Origin of the sequence: Nocardioides sp. SYSU D00065 (genome assembly GCF_017916425.1) — a bacterium.
In the GTDB taxonomy this organism is placed as follows: Bacteria; Actinomycetota; Actinomycetes; order Propionibacteriales; family Nocardioidaceae; genus Nocardioides.
This window is the reverse complement of the sequence record NZ_JAFMSX010000002.1, coordinates 356,971-376,237: the sequence shown is the minus strand read 5'-3', so window position 1 is coordinate 376,237 and position 19,267 is coordinate 356,971. Positions and strand designations below refer to the sequence as shown.

Below are 19,267 nucleotides of genomic sequence, written 5' to 3'. Positions count from 1 at the left end.
TTAATAGCCCGAAATGACCAGTTGCCCGTAGGCCATGACGCGCTAGGAGCGCAGTCTCGCCTCGACCACGCCGGCGAACGGAGCCGCGTTGGCCGGCGACACGTCGAGGTAGAGCCCGGGCTCGATCAGCTCGAGCTCGCTCACGACCCACCCGCCCTCCCACTGCAGGAGGTCGACGCGCAGGTAGTCCATCGGTCGTCCGAACCGCTCACCCATGGCGTCGTACGCCTGGAGGACGAGGTCGCCGACGTCGCCCAGCTCGGCGGGCCGGACCTGTCCGCCGAACTCCTCGTTCACGCGTACGTCGTCCGCACCCGGCCGCTTGTCGAAGCGCTGGGTGATCCGTCCGCCGAGCACGTAGACGGAGACCTCGCCGGAGGTGCGGATCGACTCCACGAGGGGCTGCACCACCCAGGGGCCACCGACCTCGGGATAGTCGGGATGACTGCGCACGGGGCGGCCCAGCCGAGGGTCGTCGGGATCGGTGACCACGACCAGGCCGGCGCCCCCGGCGCCGACCCGCGGCTTGACCACGGCCGTGCCGAAGCGCCGGACCGCCTCGGCCAGCGCCGGCCGGTCGTCGGCGAGCAGCGTCGGCACCGAGGGGAGCTCACCGAGGTTGGTGAGGTAGCGCTTGTCGTGGTTCCAGGCGAACACGTCGGCGCCGTTGAGCAGCCGGGACTGGTCGAGGGAGCCCGCCCACGCGAGGAACTCGGCGTGCCGCGTCACGTAGTCCCACGTCGAGCGCACGGCGACGAGGTCGGCCGCCGACCAGTCGACGGCGGGGTCGTCCCACCGCGCCCACGCGGCGTCGATCCCCCGCTCGGCCAGCACGGCGTCCAGCACGGCGGCGCCGGGCTCGCCGTACGGCAGGTCGCCGCAGGTGGCCAGCAGGACGGTCATGCCCTGGGAAGCTCCGAGGAGCCGTGGAAGGAGTGGGCGGCGTGGTCGCGGTTGGTGCCCTCGCGGTTGTCGCCCTTCTCGATGATCACGAGGTTGTGGTAGCAGTGCACAGCCTTGACCCACTGGTCGGTGTAGGTGGGCTCGTAGCCCTCGACGAGGAACTCCTCGTGGTTGAGGCCGTCGATGAGGTCCTTGACCAGGTCCATCGAGGTGCCGGGCGCACGCGGGTCGAGCTGGCCGCCCCACGCCGGCCAGTAGGACGTCTGGGTGTCCTCGATGCAGTAGATCGCGCCGTCGGGCAGGAGCGGGAACAGGATGCGGAACGACTCGCGCACGTGCGCCGGGATGTGGCTGCCGTCGTCGATGACGACCAGCGGCGCGCCCTGCTCCTCGATGATCCGGTGGAGGATCTCCGGGTCGGTCTGGTCGCCGAGGTAGGTGTGGATGTGACCTCGGGTCAGCCAGGTCTTGTCCTCGATGTCGAGGCCGACGATCCTCGCCTTGGGGAAGAACCAGCGCCACATCTTCATCGACGCCCCGCTGCGACGGCGCTTCTTGTAGCCGCCGATGCCGAGCTCGAGCAGCGTGAACGACTCGCCCCGCAGGTGCTGCAGGTGCCGCTCGTAGTGGGGGGTGTACTTGTGGACCCCCCACTTGTCGGTGCGGAACTCGATGGCCAGCTCGGTGAGGTTGCTGGCCAGCAACCGACGCCGACGCTCGACCTTGGGGTCGGCGGGTGCCGGCTCGGCCTCGGGGACGGGCGGCGGCGCCTGCACCCGGCCTGCCTTCTGGGCTGCCTTCTTGACGGCCTGGCCGGCTCGTCGAGCAGTGGTGCGCACCCGCGAACCCTAGCCTGACCGTCCCACCAGGGGCGCGTGGTGCCCGAATGGCACGACGTCCACCACCCCCAGGGCCGCGAGCACCGAGGGCAGCATCGCCTTGGCGGTGCGCTTGTAGCCGTGGGCGCTGGGGTGGAAGCGGTCCAGGCTGAACATCTCCTCGGGGTTGGAGATGAAGAACGGCCCGACCACGTGAGCGAGCGAGACCACCCACGCCCCGCGCTCGAGCGCCGTCACGCGCTGGGCGTCGGCGAGCTGCCGGGACGCGCGCGAGCCGAGCGCGCGCAGGGGCTGCGGCACCGGGCGCAACGCCCCCAGGTCGGGGCAGGTCCCCACGACGACGGCCGCCCCGCGCTCGCGCAGCGCATCGATCGCCTCGGCGAGGTGACGCACGGAGTCCGCGACCGGGACCCGATGGGTGACGTCGTTGCCGCCGACGATGATCACGGCGACGTCGGGCCGGTAGGACTCCGGCAGGGAGGCGAGCTGGGTGGCGAGCATGCTGCTCTCCGAGCCCACCACCGCGGCCGTGCGCAGGCGCACCGAGCGCCCCGCGTGCGTGGCCACCCCCCGCGCCAGCCGACTGCCAAGCGTCTGCTTCGGCCGCTCAGCGCCCAGCCCCGCTGCGATGGAGTCGCCGAGCACGAGCAGGTCGACGGGGTCGCCGTACTTCTTCTTGTAGTGCCGGTCCGCCAACGGCGCCTGGTCCCCCAGCGGCTTGCCGATGGCCCGGCGGGCCTGGGCGGCCTGACGCGTCAGCAGCTCGCGGGCGCCGTACGCCGTCCCGCCCGCCAGGCCGCTGAGGACGGCCAGCGCGACGCCGGCCCGGGTCAGGTGCTTGGTCGACACGGCACACGTTGAACCACACCGACGTGAACGCACCCGCAACCCCGGGCGTCGCCCTGCCGAACGGCGCGACCGGATCCCGGCCGCCGCGCTCGCGAGGAGACGTGGATCACCCGCCGGCGACCGCCGGGATCACCGAGATTTGGGTGCCGTCGGGGGTGGCGGTGTCCAGCTCGTCGAGGAAGCGCACGTCGTCGTTGCCGACGTAGACGTTGACGAAGCGGCGCAGCTTGCCGGCCTCGTCGAGGATGCGGCCCTTGATGCCGGCGTAGCGGGAGTCGAGGTCGTCGAGCACCGCGGCGAGGGTGTCGCCCTCGGCGGTGACCTCGGACTCGCCGCCGGTGTAGGTGCGGAGGATGGTGGGGATCCGGACGGACACGCTCATGTGCTGGTGCTCCTCAGAGGACGCCGGACGCGACGAACGCGTCGTAGGACGGGGCGATGGTGGCGGCGGGCCCGACGCGGTCCGCGACGGCGTCGAGGGTCTTGAGGCCCATGCCGGTGTTGATGACGACGGTCTCGAGCGACGGGTCGAGCTGACCGGTCTCGACGAGCTTCTTCAGCACGCCCACGGTCGTGCCGCCGGCGGTCTCGGTGAAGATGCCCTCGGTGCGCGCGAGCAGCAGGATGCCCTCGCGCACCTCGTCGTCGGTGATGTCCTCCACGGCACCGCCCGAGCGGCGGCAGATGTCGAGCACGTAGATCCCGTCCGCGGGGTTGCCGATGGCCAGGCTCTTGGCGATGGTGTCGGGCTTGACCGGCCGGATCGCGTCGGTGCCGGCCTTGTAGGCCACCGAGACCGGTGAGCAGCCGCTCGCCTGGGCGCCGAAGACCTTGTAGGGCTTGTCCTCGACGAGGCCGAGGCTGATCAGCTCGCGGAACGCCTTGTCGACCTTGGTCAGCTGCGAGCCCGACGCGACCGGGATGACGATCTGATCCGGCAGCCGCCAGCCCAGCTGCTCGGCGATCTCGTAGCCGAGCGTCTTGGATCCCTCGGCGTAGAAGGGGCGCACGTTGACGTTGACGAACGCCCACCCCTCCTCCTCGCCGGCGATCTCGGAGGCGAGCTTGTTGACGTCGTCGTAGTTGCCCTCCACCGCCACGAGCCGCTCGGTGTAGACGGCGGAGTTGACCTGCTTCGGCTTCTCGAGGTCGCTCGGGATGAACACGACGGTCGGAATGCCGGCCCGGGCACCCGCGGCGGCGACGGCGTTGGCCAGGTTGCCGGTCGAGGGGCACGCGAAGACCTTGGCGTCGAGCTCGCGCGCCGCGCTGAGCGCGCAGGCCACCACGCGGTCCTTGAAGGAGTTCGTCGGGTTGGTGGAGTCGTCCTTCACCCACAGCTTCTCGATGCCCAGCTCGCGGCCGAGGTTGCGCGCCTGGAGCAGCCGGGTGAACCCCGGCTCGGTGTTCGGGCTCTGCTCGATGTCCGACGGAACGGGCAGGAGCGCCTTGTAGCGCCAGATGTTGGCGGGGCCGGCCGCGATCTCCTCGCGGGTCACGGCCGGGAACTCGTAGGCCACCTCGAGCGGCCCGAAGCACTCCGGACAGGCGTACGACGGCCCGAGCTCGACCTCGTGGCCGCACTCGCGGCAGGCCAGGGCGCGGGCGTTGCCGAAGGCGCCCTCGCGCAGGGTGTGCGTGGTGGTCTCGTCCAGCAGGGTGCTCATGAAGTCCTCCTTCTCATCTGTCCCCGCGACTCTCGCGTGGGCCGGATTTGGCACCTGCTCCCGTGACTGCCGGACGGAGTCCGGACAGGAGGCTCACGGGTGGTTGCCGGGACTTCGACGGGCCGTTCCCTCAGTCCCTCGTGATGAGCACGCTCAGCCTAGGCAGCGGTCTCACGATGTGCACACCGAGTCCACGATGTGGTCGGAAGCGCGCCGGTCGAGGCTTCGGCTTCGTCGACGCCGGTGCGGTACGGTCCGTGGCGCCCTGCTGGCCTGCCGGTGCTCGCGGGCCCGGCCGACCTGAGTGAGTGATCGACGAGCATGACCGAACCACCTGCCGCCCGCAGGAAGATCGCCTACCTGCTGCCCGTCTACAACGAGGAGCAGAGCGTCGCGGCGTTCCACCGCGCCCTGGTCGAGGCGACCGAGCCGCTGCGCGACCGCTACGACCTGCAGTTCCTCTACGTCGACGACGGCTCCCAGGACCGGTCCTTCGAGCACCTCGTCGCGCTGCACGAGGCGGATTCGCGGGTCGTCGTGCTCCGGCTCTCGCGCAACTTCGGCCACCAGAAGGCGGTGACGGCCGCGCTCGACGCGTGCCACGCGGACGCGGCCATCATCATGGACACCGACCTGCAGGACCCGCCGGCGGTCAGCCTCGAGCTCGTCGAGCGATGGGAGGCCGGCGCCGAGGTGGTCTACGCGCAGCGCCGCACGCGCGATGACTCGTGGTTCAAGCGCACCACCGCGCACGCCTTCTACCGGGTCCTGTCGAAGGCAGCCTCCATCGACATCCCGCGCGACACCGGCGACTTCCGGCTGCTCGACCGCCGGGTCGTCGAGGAGCTGACCAAGTACCGCGAGCACAACCGGTTCCTGCGCGGCATGGTCAGCCACGTCGGGTTCACCCAGGAGGCCGTCCTCTTCGACCGGGCGCGCCGGCACGGCGGCACGAGCGGCTACCCCCTCGCCAAGATGCTCAAGCTCGCCGGCGACGGCATCTTCGGCTTCTCCACCGCTCCCCTGCAGCTGATCAGCCGCGTGGGCCTCGTCTTCTCGCTGCTGAGCCTCATCGGCATCGCGTACGCCGTCGTGGTCCGGTTCGCCTATCCCGAGAACGCCGTGCCCGGGTGGGCGTTCCTCGCCATCACGCTCTTCCTCATCGGCGGCGTGCAGATCTCCATGCTGGGCATCCTGGGCAGCTACCTCGGCCGGGTCTACGTCGAGGTCCAGGACCGCCCCCTCTACAGCGTCGCCACAGTCCTGGGCGACCCGTGGTGAGCTCGACCGCGGCGCGCTTCGCGCTGGTGGGCGTCGTCAACACCGCGATCGACCTCGTCCTGTTCGCCGTGCTGAGCACCGCCGGATGCGGGCTGCTGCTGGCCAACACGGTGTCGACCTCAGCCGGCATGGCGTTCAGCTTCGCGGCCAACCGCGCCTTCTCGTTCCGCTCGACCGCCTCGGTCCGCTCGACCCTGGGCCCCTTCCTCGCGGTGACCCTCGTCGGGCTGTGGGTCCTGCACCCCCTGGTCATCTGGGCCGCCGCCGCAGTCCTCGGTGGGCTGGGCGTTCCGGCTGTGCCGGCCCTCCTGCTCGGCAAGGTGGCAGCTGTCGCGGTCGGGCTGGTGTGGAACTACACCTGGTACGGCCGCGTGGTGTTCGCCGAGCGCGAGGCGGCCCGATGAGGCTGCTTGCGCGCGCCACCGCGCTCGTGCTGGGTGCGCTGCTGCTCGTCGTCGTCGTCCACACCGTCCTCTCGCCGCTCTACGGCGCGTACCGCTACGACACGTCCCCGGTCCTCGCGGTGCTCGTGGTCCTCGCGGTCGCGCTGGTGCCCCTCACGCTGGCGGTGTCCCGGGTCGCGCCCTGGCTCGAGGCGCGTCCGTGGCGACGTCGGCTGCTCGTGGCGGCCGTCCTGGCCGGCCTCTTCGTCCTCCAGCTGCAGATCGGCTGGGCGATCCGGGTCGCGCCGGGCTGGGACGCGAGCATGGTCGCGGGCATCGCGGAGCGGATGGCGCTCGGCCTCCCCGACGATCCCGGCCAGCAGCTGTACGTCGCCACGTACCCCAACAACGCCCTGATCGTGGCCGTGCTGCACGTCTGGTACGGCCTCGCGCTGGCGACCGGCCACCCCGATCTCTGGTCGGCAGGCGTCGTGCTGGTGGCGCTGTGCATGACCGGCGCCGTCGCCCTGGCCCACCTCGCGGCCCGCCGCCTCGGCGGCCCGGTGGCCGCCTACCTCACCCTGGGCCTGGCCCTGGTGTTCGTGGGGCTGTCCCCGTGGAGCGCCGTGCCGTACTCCGACACGCTGACGATGCCGTTCCCGGCGCTGGTGCTCTACCTGTTCAGCCTCGAGCGGGACCGGCGCGGCACCGCGGCCCGGGCAGCCCTGTGGGCGGCCATGGGTGCGGCGACCTACGTCGGCTACGCCCTCAAGCCGACCGCCGTCTTCGCCTCCGCGGCGGCCGTGGTCGTGGCCCTCGTCCTCGGCGCGCGCGCATGGCGTCGCTCGTGGCGGGTCCTCGTCGCGTCCGGCGCAGCGGTGGTGGGCGGCGTCGTCGCCGGCGCGCTGCTGGCCGGCCAGCTCGTGGCCTGGCAGGGCATGGAGCCGGCGGCCGGCGCCGCCGAGCAGAGGCTCGATGTCACCCACTTCCTCAAGATGGGCGCCCAGCAGGGCCCCGGGGTGCACAACGACTACTTCGGGGCCTACCGCGAGGAGGACGCCGCCGAGAGCCGTGCCACCCCCCTCGAGGACCGCACCCGGGCCAATCTCGAGCGTTTCGGGCAGCGCGTGGCCGACATGGGGCCGCTCGGATATGCCCGGTTCCTGGAGCGCAAGGCCGCGTGGACGCTGGGCGACGGCTCCTTCTTCGCCTGGAGCGAGGGGCAGATGGCGGTGGAGCCGACCCCGTTCCTCGTCTCCGATCCGGCGAGCGTCCGGGTCCAGCGCTGGTTCGGGCTCCACGGCGACCGTTACGGCGCCACCTTCTCCCTGTGGCAGGGGACCTGGTTGCTCGTGCTGCTGCTGGTCGCTGGGGCTGCGCTTCCGCGTCGTGGAACCCAGCTCCAGGCGGTGCCGACGATGGCGCGGCTGAGCCTGCTGATGCTGGCCGCGTTCCTGCTGCTCTTCGAGGCCCGCTCGCGCTACGTCTACCTCTACCTGCCCTACTTCCTGGTGCTGGCCGCAGCGACGGCAGCCGTCCTCGCGCCGGCGGTCAGCCGGCGGGTGCGGGACCGCGTGCGACCAGGGCGGTGAGCAGCTCCACCACCCCGGCCGGGCCGTCTACGACGACGTCGGCGAGCTCCACGAGGCTGGGCTGCTCGGTGGAGGCGGAGCACACGACCAAGCCGGGCAGGCCGTCGGCGCGCAGCGCCCGCACCGCCTCGAACGCCTCCACGTCGCCGAGGTCGTCGCCGCCGAAGACGACCCCGGTGGCCTCCTGCTCGGCGACGAAGGCGCGCAGCGCGTGACCCTTGTGCATCTGGCCGGAGCGGACCTCGATGACGTTGCGTCCCGGCTCGAGCGTGAGGTGGTGCCGCTCGGCGAGCTCCGACAGCGGGCCGGTCAGGCGCTGGAGGGCGCCGGCGGGGTCCTGCATGCGGCGCGTGTGCACGGCCACCGCGAGACCCTTCTCCTCGACGTACGCGTCGGCGGCGCCGGCCTTGCGCAGCACCGACGGGAGCTCGCGCTCGAAGCTGGCCAGCCCGGCGGGCGGGCGTGGTGACCGGATCCGCTGCTCGGTCGCCGACCAGCGCTCGTTGCCGTACTGCCCGAGGACGAAGAGCTCGGCGCCGCGGTCGAGCATCGCGTTGCCGAGCGCGTCGAGGTCGCCCATCGCGATCGCCTGGCGCGCGGGACGGCCGGTGATCACGGCGACCGCGCGGACCGCCTCGGCGAGCTCGAGCATCGCGCCGGGCGCGCCCGGGTGCAGCCGGGCCGCCTCGGGGTCGTCCACCATCGGCGACAGCGTGCCGTCGAAGTCGAGGCCGACCACCGCACCGTCGAGGACGTCGCGTACGGCGTCGAAGTGGGCGCGTGCGTCGTCGGAGGTGAACTCCATGGCTGAAGCCAACCACGCAGGGTTGATCGCGGGCGAACCGGCCGGGTGGCCGCTCCCGATGTCGGCCTACTGCGGGGCGTCGGCGGTCAGGATGACGGTGAGCCGGTCACGCTTCATCACCCCGACGGCAGGAGCGGTGCGCTCGATGCCGAGGTCGAGCGCCAACTGCTTGGCGGCAGCCTCGAGCCGCGGCGGGAAGTACACCGTCGTGGTCGGGATGACGCCGTACCAGTTGTCCTCGCCCACCACGGCCCAGCCGACGCCGGTGGCCTTGGCCGCGGTGGTGGCGGCCAGCCCCTTGATGCCGGAGTTGTTGAACACCTCGACGTAGACCTCGCCGCGCTGGACCTGGGGCTTCGGCTTGGGCTCGGGCGTCCTGGTGGCGCTCGGGGCGGGCTCGGCACTCGGGGACCGGTCGGCGCTGGCGATGGTGGCGGTGTCGATCCGACGCTCGGTGGGCGCCTGGTCGCGCGTGGCGACGAAGGTGACGGCGGCCATCGCGACTGCGATGACCGAGAGCATCACCAGCGGCGAGGGGAAGGCCACGCCGCGGTCGTCGTGACGACGCGCGGACCCGGTGGTCCTGTGGGAGGTCGTGCGGGTCGTGAAGGTCATGGGGAAGGTGACCGATCGTGAGTGGGTGTCAGATCTCGAAGCCGAGGCGTCGCGCGGAGCGCTGACGCTGGCGGGAGGCGCGGAGCCGACGCAGGCGGCGCACCAGGAGCGGGTCGGCCTCGAGCGCCTCCGGGCGGTCGATGAGCGCGTTGAGGACCTGGTAGTAGCGGGTCGAGGACATGTCGAACTTGTCGCGGACGGCCTGCTCCTTGGCGCCGGCGTACTTCCACCAGTGCCGCTCGAACTCGAGGATCTCGCGGTCGCGCTGGCTCAACCCCGCCGCGGCCTCCCGCTCGGCTGCGATGTGCTCGGCTGCGTCCATTGCCTTGTCCTCCTCGACCCCACCTCCACCCGCGGCCGGGTGGACTCCGGTCAGTCTAGGCGACGAACGACAACGATGTCATTCGTCCACGGCGAGTCGTCTGGACACAGACCGGCGAACAGCCGGTCGTCCGGCGCCGGGGCGCCGCGGAACACTGTGGGGTGGTCTGCGGCAGGGTCCACGTCGTTAGGGTGGCGCTCGTGAGCCCAGCCCCGCAGGCAGACCTCGTGATCGTGGCCAACCGACTGCCCGTGGACCGCGTCCACGCCGACGACGGATCGGTGTCGTGGCGACCGTCCCCCGGCGGGCTGGTGACCGCGCTGGAGCCGGTGCTCCGGGCCAACGACGGAGCGTGGATCGGCTGGCCGGGCTCGGCCGACGACGGCGACTTCGAGCCGTTCGTCGAGAACGGACTCTCCCTGGTGCCGGTCTCGATGAGCGCACGCGAGGTCGAGGAGTTCTACGAGGGCTTCTCCAACGGCACGCTGTGGCCGCTCTACCACGACGTGGTGGCCAAGCCGGAGTTCCACCGTGAGTGGTGGGACGCCTACGTCGCGATCAACCGGCGCTTCGCCGACAAGGCTGCCGAGGTCTCGGCGGAGGGGGCGACGGTGTGGGTGCAGGACTACCAGCTGCAGCTCGTGCCGCAGATGCTGCGCTCCCAGCGACCCGACCTCCGCATCGGGTTCTACCTGCACATCCCGTTCCCGCCCGCCGAGCTGTTCTCCCAGCTGCCGTGGCGCCGCCAGATCCTCGAGGGCCTGCTGGGCGCCGACCTGATCGGCTTCCAGCTGCCGGGCGCGGCCGCCAACTTCGTACGACTCGTGCGCAGCCGGGTGGGCCACAAGACGCACCGCGACACCATCTACCTCCCCGACGGTCGGCCGGTGAAGGCGATGGCGTTCCCGATCTCCATCGACACCGCGGGCTTCGAGGAGCTGGCACGCTCCGAGAGCGTCGAGCGGCGCGCTGCCGAGATCCGCGAGGCGCTCGGCAATCCCCGCTGCATCTTCCTCGGCGTGGATCGCCTCGACTACACCAAGGGCATCTACTCGCGGCTGCGCGCCTTCGGCGAGCTGGTCCGCGACGGCAAGCTCGACGTGGAGGACGCCGTCTTCGTCCAGGTCGCCACGCCCTCACGCGAGCGCGTCGAGCAGTACCGCATCCTGCGCGACGACATCGAGCGGCTCGTGGGACGCATCAACGGCGACCACGGGCTGATCGGGCGTCCGGCGATCTCCTACCTGCACAACTCCTACCCTCGCGAGGAGATGGCGGCCTTCTACCGCGCCGCGGACGTCATGGTCGTCACGCCGTTCCGCGACGGCATGAACCTCGTCGCCAAGGAGTACGTCGCCTGCCGCTTCGAGGACGACGGCGCCCTGGTGCTCTCGGAGTTCGCCGGCGCCGCCGCGGAGCTCCGGCAGGCGTGGCTGGTCAACCCCTACGACATCGACGGGATGAAGGCGGCCCTGCTCGAGGCCTACGCCGCCGGCCCCAAGGAGACGAGCCGTCGGATGCGGGCCATGCGCAAGACCGTCGTGCAGAACGACGTCGCCAAGTGGGCGCGCACCTTCCTCAGCGAGCTCGAGCGGCTGCCCGACCACCACGACAAGACCGTCCGCAGCCCCGCCTCGACCTGAGCCGGGGGCCGCGGACGCTCAGGGGTTGGCGTCGACGGCCGTCCCGTGCGTGGCGGCCTGCGCCCGCATGATCGTCTCGACCTCCGCCACGAGCCCGGGCCCCAGTCGCTGCCACGACGGGTCGTAGCCGTAGACCTCGCCGAGACCGACCGCCGAGCGGGTGCCGTCGAGGAGGTCGACGTCGCGCGGCGCGATCAGGCCGGGATGGACGACGCCCACGGCCTCGGAGACCTTGAGCAGGTCGCGTCGCAGCGAGCGGATGTAGTTGGCGGCCCGCACGCTCTTGAGCCCCACGTCCAGGCCGCGCGTGTAGCGGGGGTCCTGCGTGGCGACGCCGACCGGACAGTGGTCGGTGTGGCACTTCTGGGCCTGGATGCAGCCGATGGCCATCATCGCCTCGCGCCCGACCTGCACCATGTCGGCGCCGAGGGCGAAGGCGACGATCGCGTTCTCGGGGATGCCGAGCTTGCCGGCGCCGAGGAAGACCACGTCGTCGGTGAGCCCGGCCGCGGCGAAGCGCTTGTAGACCTCGGCGAAGCCGATCCGGAACGGGTAGGCCACCGAGTCGGCGAAGATCATCGGCGCCGCACCGGTCCCGCCCTCTCCCCCGTCGATGTTGACAAAGTCGACCCCGCGGCCACCGCGTGCCATCTCCTCGGTCAGCTCGTCCCACATCGTGAGGTTGCCGACGGCCGACTTGATGCCGACCGGCAGGCCGGTCGCCTGCGCGACGTCCTCGACGAAGTCGAGCATCGAGTCGACGTCGCCGAAGACCGCGTGCCGGCTGGGCGAGGCACAGTCCTTGCCCTCGGGGATCCCGCGGATCTCGGCGATCTCGCGGCTGACCTTCTCGCCCGGCAGCATGCCGCCGAGGCCCGGCTTGGCCCCCTGGCTCAGCTTGATCTCGATCGCCCGCACCGGCGCGGACGCGACGAGGTCGACCAGGCGCGCCATGTCGAACCGACCGTGCTCGTCGCGGCACCCGAAGTACGCGGTGCCGATCTGGAAGACGATGTCACCGCCGTGCCGGTGGTGGGACGAGAGCGCGCCCTCGCCCGTGTTCTGCAGGCAGCCGGCCAGCGCCGCCCCTTTGTTGAGCGCCTCGATGGCCTTGCCCGACAGCGAGCCGAAGCTCATCCCGGAGATGTTGACCACCGACGTCGGGCGGAAGGCGTGCGTACGGCCTCGCGCGGCGCCCATGACCTTGGCGCACGGCAGCTCGACCTCCTCCTGCGCGTGCGGCATGGTGGCCGCTCCGGGACCGGTGAAGGTGCGGTGCTTGATGATCGGGTAGCCCTCGACCCGCTCGACGTCGTTGTCGGTGCCGAAGCCGAAGTAGTTGTTCTCCAGCTTGGAGCTGGCATAGACCCAGCGCCGCTGGTCGCGGCTGAAGGGCCGCTCCTCGTCGTTGCTGGTGACGATGTACTGCCGCAGCTCCGGGCCGAACCGCTCGACCAGGAACCGGGCATGGCCCACGAGGGGGTAGTTGCGCAGGATCGCGTGCCTCTTCTGCACCAGGTCGTGGACCGACGTGGCGGCAGCCGCAGCCGCGGCGCCGCCGAGGATCGCGTTCCTCCACCTCATGCACCGTTCCTAGTCCTGTAGGGGCGCGATGTCGAGGACGCCCGCCCGAAGGGCTGGGTCAGGCGAGCTCGCCGCGGGCGAGGCTCACGCCGGAGTGCGTGGGGTCACCGTCCTCGGGCTCCACGGAGATGTCAACGATGCGGTATCCGTCGTCGATGAGGCCCCGCGGGACCTGGAACTGACCCTCGTCGCCCGCGGCAAGGACGCCGAGGGCGACCATGCGCGTGCCGTCGACGTTGATCAGCCAGACCTCGTGGAAGCCGTCCTCGCCCCCCAGCTGTTCGGCGCTGACCCGCAGCGTGACGGTCTCGCCCGACCGCACGACCCGGGCCACACCGCGGGGGGCGTCGCTGTCGAGGGCGGTGAGGTCGGCGGCGGCCACGACGGTGCCCGGGTCGGACTCCTCCGGCGTCGGGTCGCCCGCCGTCAGTTGGCCCAGTCCGAGTCCTGCGGCCAAGGCGACCGCGGCCGCGATCCCGGCGGCCCACGCCGGGATGCGGGCCGCGGCGCGCAGAGGCGCGCGCGGAGCCAGCCGCACCGTGTCCGCAGCGGCGGCCAGGCCGGGCGTGCCAGCCGGTGTCGTAGCACTGGTGACGTCGTTCGGTCCGTCCGGTCGACGCACCTCCGCCAGCACCGCGGCGCGCACCCGGTCGGCGGCGGGAACCATCGGCTCGGCACCGGTGAGCCGGCGTACGTCGGACAGTGCGGCCAGCGTCTCCGCGCAGTCCGCGCAGGACTCGACGTGGCGGCGCACCTCGGGAGAGGCGTCGGCGGGGTCGAGCGCGAAGCCGGCGAGGTCCTCGTCGTCAACGTGCTTCACGGCGCGCCCCCTCGAGCTGTTCGTGGATCTTCAGCAGGCCACGACGGACGTGGCTCTTGACCGTACCGAGAGGGAGGCCGACGGACTCGGCGATCTCGGCGTGGCTGAGCCCCTCCCAGAAGGCGAGGAGCACGATCGTGCGACGCGGGTCGGGGAGGTCGTCGACGGCCTGTCGTACGACCAGTCGCTCGGCGACCTCGTCGTCCGCGGACTGGACCACGGCGTCACGGCCCTCCCCGAGCGCCGCCGCCGACTCCACCCGGTGCGCGTCACGGGCTCGTGCAGCCCGGACGTCCGCCACCTTGTGCCGGGCGATGCCGACCAGCCACGCCGGCAGGGCGGATGGGCTGGGGTTCAGCGTGTGCCGGCTGCGCCAGGCGCTGACGAACACCTGCTGGGTGACGTCCTCGGCGTCGTGGGCGTCGCCGAGGGCACGCAGCGCGTAGGTGTGCACGAGCGCGGACCACCGGTCGTAGATCGTCTCGAGTGCGGTCTCGTCACCGGCGACCAGGCGGGTGGCGAGCGACACGACGTCGTCCTGCGCGTTTTCCTGCAACCCGGTCACCACGGCGCCACCGTAGTCCGGCGGCGTGCGGGTGGGGAACGCGATGCTGCTCATCTGCGCTCCCCACCCGGCGCACCTGTCGCGGACCTGGGTCAGACCGTCCGGATCAGAGGTCGATCGGGCGAAGCACCCGGTCGATGCCGTGCGCGACCTGCTTGTTGCCCTTGTTGAGGTCGAGGGCCTTCAACACGGCCCTCGGGTTTCGAGCGTCCGTGTCCTTGTCTTGCAGGGTCACCGAGACGCGCGGCTTCATTCTGACGTCGACCTTGACCGTCCCGCCGGCGGCGGTCCCGAGCCGGGCGCCGTCGGCCTTGAGGACCTTCTTGCTGGTCAGGGTCTTGCCCGGGACGACGTGGTAGAGCAGCACGGTCTCGATGGTGTCGACACCGGCGAGCTCGACGAGGGCCTCGAAGACCTTCTTCTCGCTCCGGATGGTCGTGCCGGTGAGGTCCTCGGCGAGGCGGCGGAACGCCTGGTCGGTCGGAGCGAAGACCGTCAGGCGCTGCGTGCCGTCGGCCAGCAGCGCGACGGGCGAGTCGGGCTTCGCGCCGACGACCGCCAGGGCGGCCTCGGTGACGATGTCGAAGTCGCCCTTCTTCTTGTCGAACGTGTTGCCGTCCGAGGTCAGCAGGGCGGCGAGGCTGTCCTCGCCGACCGCCCGGGCGTGGGCCGCGGGAGCGGTCGCCGAGACGGTGCCCAGCGCGAGGGCCGAGGCCGCCAGGAGTGCGGGTACGCGTCGCAACATGTGCGTTCCTTCCGTCGGGGGCGCCCGTCGCGCCCGTCACCCTCTTCTCCGCTCGCGGGGCCCCACCGGATGCAGCTGGCCGTAGATTCCTCGCATGGACCTCATCCCCAGCCCCGGCCAGGTGGTCGCCGCGGCGGGCAACGTGGCGCAGTCCCTGCTGCACGGGGGGCTGGCCGACCTGCGGCCGATGCCGCGCATCCTCGTCGACGAGGGAGACCTGCGCGAGGTCCACCACTACCGGCCGGCTGCCGACGTCGTACCGGAGGGCGACCCGGTCCTGCTGGTGGCGCCGCTGGGCGCACCGGCGCTGTGCTACGACCTGCGCCGCGGGTGCTCGCTGGTCGAGCACCTGGTGACGCGGGGCCGTCCCACGTACCTGCTCGACTACGGCCAGGTGCCGTTGCACGACCGGGCGCTCGAGGTCGACCGCTGGGTCGACGACGTACTGCCGCGGGCGGTGGAGGCGGTGCACCAGCACGCCGGCGGACGCGGGATCCACCTGCTGGGCTGGAGCCTCGGCGGCATCTTCGCGATGCTCGTCGCCGCGGACCGCCAGGACCTCCCCATCGCCTCGCTGACGGTGCTCGGGTCACCGGTCGACGTCACCTCGGTCCCGCTCGTCGCGCCGGCACGCCCACTCGTCGACCCGACCATCGGGGGCGGCCGCACGCGTGGGCGCCGCGCGCTGGGGGGCGTACCGGTGCCGCTGCTCGACTGGGCCCTCGCCACGGTGTCGGCGCAGCAGCTGGTGGCCAAGCCGCTCGCAGTGCTCACGCACCTCGACGACACCGACTACCTGGCACAGCTGGAGGCGGTCAGTCGCCTCACGTCCACCATGACGGCCTACCGGGGCCGCACGTTCGGGCAGCTGTACCACCGCTTCGCCAAGGGCAACACCCTCGCCGCCGGCCGGATGGAGGTGCTGGGGCGGACCGTCGACCTCGCCGACATCGCCGTCCCGGTGCTCGTCTTCGCGGGCACCACCGACGCCATCGCGCCGCTGCCGGCCGTACGTGCGGTGGTGCCGCTGCTGACGGGGTCGCCACAGGTTCGGTTCGAGATCGTGCCCGGCGGGCACCTCGGCACGCTCACCGGCCGGGAGGCCCGACGTACGACGTGGCCGGTCCTCGACGAGTGGCTGGCCCAGTGGTCCGCGGGCTCTCCGGCGCCGGGGCGTTCGTGACGACGACGCTCGGGCGCGCGCGGCTCCCCCGCGGCGTACGCATCGGCTACGGCAGCGGGTCGGTGGCGACGGGCGCCTTCGGCACGGTGCCCGGCTTGATGCTGCTGCCCTACCTGACCGACGAGCTGGGGATCGCCGCACTCTGGGCCGGTGTCATCGTCTTCGTGCCGAAGGCCTGGGACGTCGTCCTCAACCCGGTCGCCGGTCGCGTCAGCGACCGCACGGTGGACGCCGCCGGGCCGCGTCGGCCGTGGCTGCTCCGCGCGGGACTGATGCTGGCCGGGGCGTTCGCGCTGATCTTCGCCGCACCGGACCTCGGCAGCCCGGCGCTCGAGGCCGGCTGGGTGCTGCTGTTCTTCGTGCTCGCCGCGTCGGCGTACGCGTTCTTCCAGGTGCCCTACGTCGCGATGCCGGCGGAGATCACCTCGTCCTACGACGAGCGCACCCGGTTGATGACCTGGCGCGTGGCGATCCTCGCGTTGACGATCATGCTGGCCGGCGCGACCGCCCCGGTGATCCGCGACGCGGTCGGCGGGCGCGACGGCTACCGGGTGATGGGCGTGGTGATGGCGGCCCTGATCGTCGTCGGCGTGGTCAGCGCCTGGTGGGGCACCCGGTCGGCGCCGGTCGGCGCGGTCGCGGCGGGTGCCGGGTCGCTGCGTGAGCAGCTGCGCGTCGTGGCCCGCGCCCGCGACTTCCGGGTGCTGCTGACCACGTTCGTCCTGCAGGCGCTGGCCACCGGCTGCATGCTCGCCGGGGTGGACTACCTCGCCGGCGACGTGCTGGGCAGCTCGGGTGCGTCGACCGTCCTGTTCGTCTGCTTCGTCGGGCCGGCCCTCCTGCTCACCCCCGTCTGGGCCTCGGTCGGCACGCGCATCGGCAAGCGGCGCGGCTACGTCCTGGCGTCCCTGGTGCTCGCCGCCGGCGCGGTGCTGGCTGTCACGGCCCGAGTGGCGCCGCCCGCCGTCGTGTTCGCTGCCACCGCGCTCGTCGGGGTCGGCTACGCCGGCTGCCAGGTCTTCCCCATGGCGATGCTGCCGGACGCCGCCGCCGTGGACTCCGCCCGGACCGGCGAGAACCGCGCCGGTGTCTACACCGGGGTCTGGACGGCCGGCGAGACCCTCGGGCTGGCCCTCGGCCCAGCCGTGTTCGCCGTGGTGCTGGCCCTCGGCGGCTACCTGTCCAGCGAGGGCCGCGAGATCACCCAGCCCGACTCCGCCCTGACGGCGATCACGCTCGGGTTCTCGGTGCTGCCGGCAGCCCTGACCCTGCTCAGCCTGTGGTGGCTGCGGCAGTACACGCTCGATGCCGCCGAGGTGGCGGCTGCGGAAGGAGCCCTCGATGCCTGACCCGCTGGAACGCCTCCGCGCGCTGCAGGGCGCCGACCTGCCCGTGCACGGGGGCCGCACGCTCGCCTACGTCTACGACGCCGGCGACCCGGCGGTCGATCGGGTCGCGCGCGAGGCGGTGGCCGCCTACTCCGCGTCCAACGCGCTGGACCCGACGGCGTTCCCGTCGCTGCTGCGGATGGAGAACGAGCTCGTCGGCTTCACCTGCCGGCTCCTCGACGCCCCGGAGACCGCGGTCGGCACCGTGACGTCGGGCGGGACCGAGTCGATCCTGCTGGCCGTGCAGGGCGCCCGGGACAGTCGGCCCGAGGTGGCGCGCCCCCGGATGGTGCTGCCGCAGACGGCGCACGCGGCGTTCCACAAGGCGGCCCACTACTTCGGCGTCGAGCCCGTGCTGGTGCCGGTCGGACCCGACTTCCGCGCCGACCCGGCGGCGATGGCGGCGGCCGTCGACGACGACACGGTGCTGGTCGTGGCCAGCGCGCCGTCGTACGCGCACGGGGTGGTCGACCCGGTGACCGAGATCGCCGCGGCGGCCGCGGCTCGCGGGATCCGCTGCCACGTCGACGCCTGCATCGGCGGGTGGGTGCTGCCCTACGCCGCCCGGATCGGCCGTGACGTGCCTCCGTGGACCTTCGCCGTCGACGGGGTCACCTCCATCTCGCTCGACACGCACAAGTACGCCTACGCACCCAAGGGCACCTCGATCCTGCTGCACCGCGACCCCGCCCTGCGCCGGCCGCAGTACTTCGCCTCGGCGGCCTGGCCCGGCTACACGATGCTCAACGCGACCACGCAGTCGACGCGGTCGGGCGGTCCGGTCGCGGGGACGTGGGCGGTCGTCGAGCACATCGGCGACGCGGGGTACCTCGAGCTGGCCGGGCAGGCCCTGGCGGCCGTCGACGCGATCGTGCGGTGCGTCGAGGCCGAGCCCGCGCTGCGCCTGGTCGCCGACCCGGACTCGACGTTGGTGGCCGTGGCGACCGACGACTCGTGTGACCCGTTCACGGTGACCGACGAGCTCCTCGAGCGCGGCTGGTACGTCCAGCCCCAGCTGTCCTTCGGCGCGGGCGGGCCGACGATCCACCTCTCGGTGAGCGCCGGCACCCTGCCCCACGTCGGGGAGCTCGCGACGGCGTTGCGCGACTCCGTCGCCGCGGCCCGGGCGGCCGGCCCGGTCACGGTGGACCCGGACGTGGTGGCCGTCATCGAGGCGCTCGACCCGGCGGCCCTCACCGACGCCGACTTCAACGGCCTGCTGGCAGCCTCCGGCCTGGTCGCAGCCTCAGCCGCGGGCGATCTCGAGCTGCCGACCCGGATGGCGGAGGTCAACGCGATGCTCGACGTCGCGTCACCGGCGATGCGCGAGGCACTCCTCGTGGCGTTCCTCGACCGGCTCCAGCGGCCGGTGCGATGAGCGCGCTCGCGGGGCTCGTGGCCCGGGGCATCGTCGCCCCCGACTGGGCCGAGGCGCTGGCACCGGTGGACGACCGGGTCGCCGCCATGGGCCGGTTCCTGCGCGACGAGCTGGCGGCCGGACGCGGCTACCAGCCGGCTGGCGACCTGGTGTTCCGGGCGTTCCGGCGCCCGCTGGCCGACGTACGCGTGCTGGTGGTCGGCCAGGACCCCTACCCCAACCCCACCCACCCGATCGGCCTGAGCTTCGCCGTCGAGCGGCACGTGTGGCCACTGCCGCCGAGCCTGGTGAACATCTACGTCGAGCTGAGGGACGACCTCGGCATCGTCCCTCCTCGGCACGGCGACCTCTCCGCCTGGGCCGACCAGGGTGTGATGCTGCTCAACCGGGTCCTGACCGTGCGGCCCCACGAGTCGGGCAGCCACCAGGGCAAGGGCTGGGAAGCGGTCACCGAGCGGGCGCTCGCGGCGATTGCGGAGCGCGGCGGACCCTGCGCCGCGATCCTGTGGGGCCGGCACGCGCAGTCGCTCAAGCCGCTGCTCGGCCCGGTCCCGGCGGTCGAGTCGGCGCACCCCTCGCCGCTGAGCGCGCGGCGCGGTTTCTTCGGGTCCAGGCCGTTCAGCCGGGTCAACCGGCTGCTGGAGGAGCAGGGCGCCGCACCGGTCGACTGGACGCTCCCGGAATATAATTGAATCTCGTACTATT

The 19,267-nt window shown here is 72.4% G+C and carries 20 protein-coding genes and 1 riboswitch; of the genes, 8 read left to right on the top strand and 12 right to left on the bottom strand.

The window, feature by feature from the left end; genetic code table 11:
- Nucleotides 1–42: 42 nt before the first annotated feature.
- From J3P41_RS09870 to thrC, 5 genes are all read right to left on the bottom strand, one after another.
- Nucleotides 43–903 (bottom strand): RimK family alpha-L-glutamate ligase, encoded by an 861-nt coding sequence (locus tag J3P41_RS09870; RefSeq protein WP_210650133.1) that lies wholly within the window; start codon nt 901–903, stop codon nt 43–45.
- Nucleotides 900–1,742 (bottom strand): hypothetical protein, encoded by an 843-nt coding sequence (locus tag J3P41_RS09865; RefSeq protein ID WP_210650132.1) that lies wholly within the window; start codon nt 1,740–1,742, stop codon nt 900–902. Before J3P41_RS09865 ends, J3P41_RS09870 begins: the two co-directional genes overlap by 4 nt.
- A 9-nt stretch (nt 1,743–1,751) precedes the next feature.
- Nucleotides 1,752–2,591: an SGNH/GDSL hydrolase family protein gene (locus J3P41_RS09860; protein ID WP_210650131.1), complete on the bottom strand. Its 840-nt coding sequence runs from the start codon at nt 2,589–2,591 to the stop codon at nt 1,752–1,754.
- A gap of 106 nt (nt 2,592–2,697) precedes the next feature.
- Nucleotides 2,698–2,973, bottom strand: coding sequence for a MoaD/ThiS family protein (locus J3P41_RS09855; RefSeq protein WP_210650130.1), 276 nt, complete (start codon nt 2,971–2,973; stop codon nt 2,698–2,700).
- A gap of 13 nt (nt 2,974–2,986) precedes the next feature.
- Nucleotides 2,987–4,258 (bottom strand): threonine synthase, encoded by a 1,272-nt coding sequence (gene thrC / locus J3P41_RS09850; RefSeq protein ID WP_210650129.1) that lies wholly within the window; start codon nt 4,256–4,258, stop codon nt 2,987–2,989.
- A 10-nt stretch (nt 4,259–4,268) separates the two neighbouring features.
- Nucleotides 4,269–4,408: riboswitch (SAM riboswitch) on the bottom strand.
- A gap of 171 nt (nt 4,409–4,579) precedes the next feature.
- Here thrC and J3P41_RS09845 point away from each other — a divergent pair.
- The 3 genes from J3P41_RS09845 to J3P41_RS09835 are packed head-to-tail and all read left to right on the top strand — an operon-like array spanning nt 4,580 to nt 7,514.
- Entirely contained in the window at nt 4,580–5,539 is a 960-nt protein-coding gene (locus J3P41_RS09845; protein WP_210650128.1) for a glycosyltransferase family 2 protein, read from the top strand.
- Entirely contained in the window at nt 5,536–5,943 is a 408-nt protein-coding gene (locus J3P41_RS09840) for a GtrA family protein (protein ID WP_210650127.1), read from the top strand. Before J3P41_RS09845 ends, J3P41_RS09840 begins: the two co-directional genes overlap by 4 nt.
- Nucleotides 5,940–7,514, top strand: coding sequence for a hypothetical protein (locus J3P41_RS09835; protein WP_210650126.1), 1,575 nt, complete (start codon nt 5,940–5,942; stop codon nt 7,512–7,514). Before J3P41_RS09840 ends, J3P41_RS09835 begins: the two co-directional genes overlap by 4 nt.
- Here J3P41_RS09835 and otsB read toward each other — a convergent pair.
- From otsB to J3P41_RS09820, 3 genes are all read right to left on the bottom strand, one after another.
- On the bottom strand, nt 7,474–8,319 hold the full coding sequence (gene otsB, locus J3P41_RS09830; RefSeq protein ID WP_210650125.1) for a trehalose-phosphatase: 846 nt from the start codon (nt 8,317–8,319) through the stop codon (nt 7,474–7,476). The genes J3P41_RS09835 and otsB overlap by 41 nt on opposite strands.
- A 66-nt stretch (nt 8,320–8,385) precedes the next feature.
- On the bottom strand, nt 8,386–8,934 hold the full coding sequence (locus tag J3P41_RS09825) for a LytR C-terminal domain-containing protein (protein WP_210650124.1): 549 nt from the start codon (nt 8,932–8,934) through the stop codon (nt 8,386–8,388).
- 28 nt (nt 8,935–8,962) lie between these two features.
- Nucleotides 8,963–9,256, bottom strand: a complete 294-nt coding sequence (locus tag J3P41_RS09820; protein WP_210650123.1) for a DUF3263 domain-containing protein — start codon at nt 9,254–9,256, stop codon at nt 8,963–8,965.
- Nucleotides 9,257–9,456: 200 nt separating this feature from the next.
- Between J3P41_RS09820 and J3P41_RS09815 the strand changes: the two genes are divergently transcribed.
- Nucleotides 9,457–10,899 carry a trehalose-6-phosphate synthase gene (locus J3P41_RS09815; protein WP_307861921.1) on the top strand — a complete coding sequence of 481 codons (1,443 nt, stop codon included), beginning with the start codon at nt 9,457–9,459 and terminating at the stop codon, nt 10,897–10,899.
- Between the two features lie 18 nt (nt 10,900–10,917).
- Here the strand turns inward: J3P41_RS09815 and J3P41_RS09810 are convergent, their stop codons facing one another.
- The 4 genes from J3P41_RS09810 to J3P41_RS09795 are packed head-to-tail and all read right to left on the bottom strand — an operon-like array spanning nt 10,918 to nt 14,613.
- Nucleotides 10,918–12,483 carry an FMN-binding glutamate synthase family protein gene (locus J3P41_RS09810; RefSeq protein ID WP_210650121.1) on the bottom strand — a complete coding sequence of 522 codons (1,566 nt, stop codon included), beginning with the start codon at nt 12,481–12,483 and terminating at the stop codon, nt 10,918–10,920.
- Between the two features lie 58 nt (nt 12,484–12,541).
- Complete coding sequence (locus tag J3P41_RS09805; RefSeq protein ID WP_210650120.1) at nt 12,542–13,303, bottom strand: anti-sigma factor; 762 nt, start codon at nt 13,301–13,303, stop codon at nt 12,542–12,544.
- Nucleotides 13,290–13,922: an RNA polymerase sigma factor gene (locus J3P41_RS09800; RefSeq protein ID WP_210650119.1), complete on the bottom strand. Its 633-nt coding sequence runs from the start codon at nt 13,920–13,922 to the stop codon at nt 13,290–13,292. Before J3P41_RS09800 ends, J3P41_RS09805 begins: the two co-directional genes overlap by 14 nt.
- Nucleotides 13,923–13,974: 52 nt before the next feature.
- Nucleotides 13,975–14,613: a fasciclin domain-containing protein gene (locus tag J3P41_RS09795; protein WP_210650118.1), complete on the bottom strand. Its 639-nt coding sequence runs from the start codon at nt 14,611–14,613 to the stop codon at nt 13,975–13,977.
- Nucleotides 14,614–14,707: 94 nt separating this feature from the next.
- Between J3P41_RS09795 and J3P41_RS09790 the strand changes: the two genes are divergently transcribed.
- From J3P41_RS09790 to J3P41_RS09775, 4 genes are read left to right on the top strand one after another with little or no spacing between them, the layout of a single operon-like run.
- The gene (locus J3P41_RS09790; protein WP_210650117.1) at nt 14,708–15,796 is read left to right on the top strand and encodes an alpha/beta fold hydrolase; all 1,089 of its coding nucleotides are present in this window, start codon (nt 14,708–14,710) and stop codon (nt 15,794–15,796) included.
- A complete protein-coding gene (locus J3P41_RS09785; RefSeq protein WP_307861920.1) occupies nt 15,748–17,145 on the top strand; it encodes an MFS transporter in 1,398 nt (465 codons plus the stop codon). The genes J3P41_RS09790 and J3P41_RS09785 overlap by 49 nt, the downstream gene beginning before the upstream one ends.
- Nucleotides 17,138–18,562 (top strand): aminotransferase class V-fold PLP-dependent enzyme, encoded by a 1,425-nt coding sequence (locus J3P41_RS09780; protein ID WP_210650116.1) that lies wholly within the window; start codon nt 17,138–17,140, stop codon nt 18,560–18,562. Before J3P41_RS09785 ends, J3P41_RS09780 begins: the two co-directional genes overlap by 8 nt.
- The gene (locus tag J3P41_RS09775) at nt 18,559–19,254 is read left to right on the top strand and encodes a uracil-DNA glycosylase (protein ID WP_210650115.1); all 696 of its coding nucleotides are present in this window, start codon (nt 18,559–18,561) and stop codon (nt 19,252–19,254) included. The genes J3P41_RS09780 and J3P41_RS09775 overlap by 4 nt, the downstream gene beginning before the upstream one ends.
- Nucleotides 19,255–19,267: the final 13 nt, after the last annotated feature.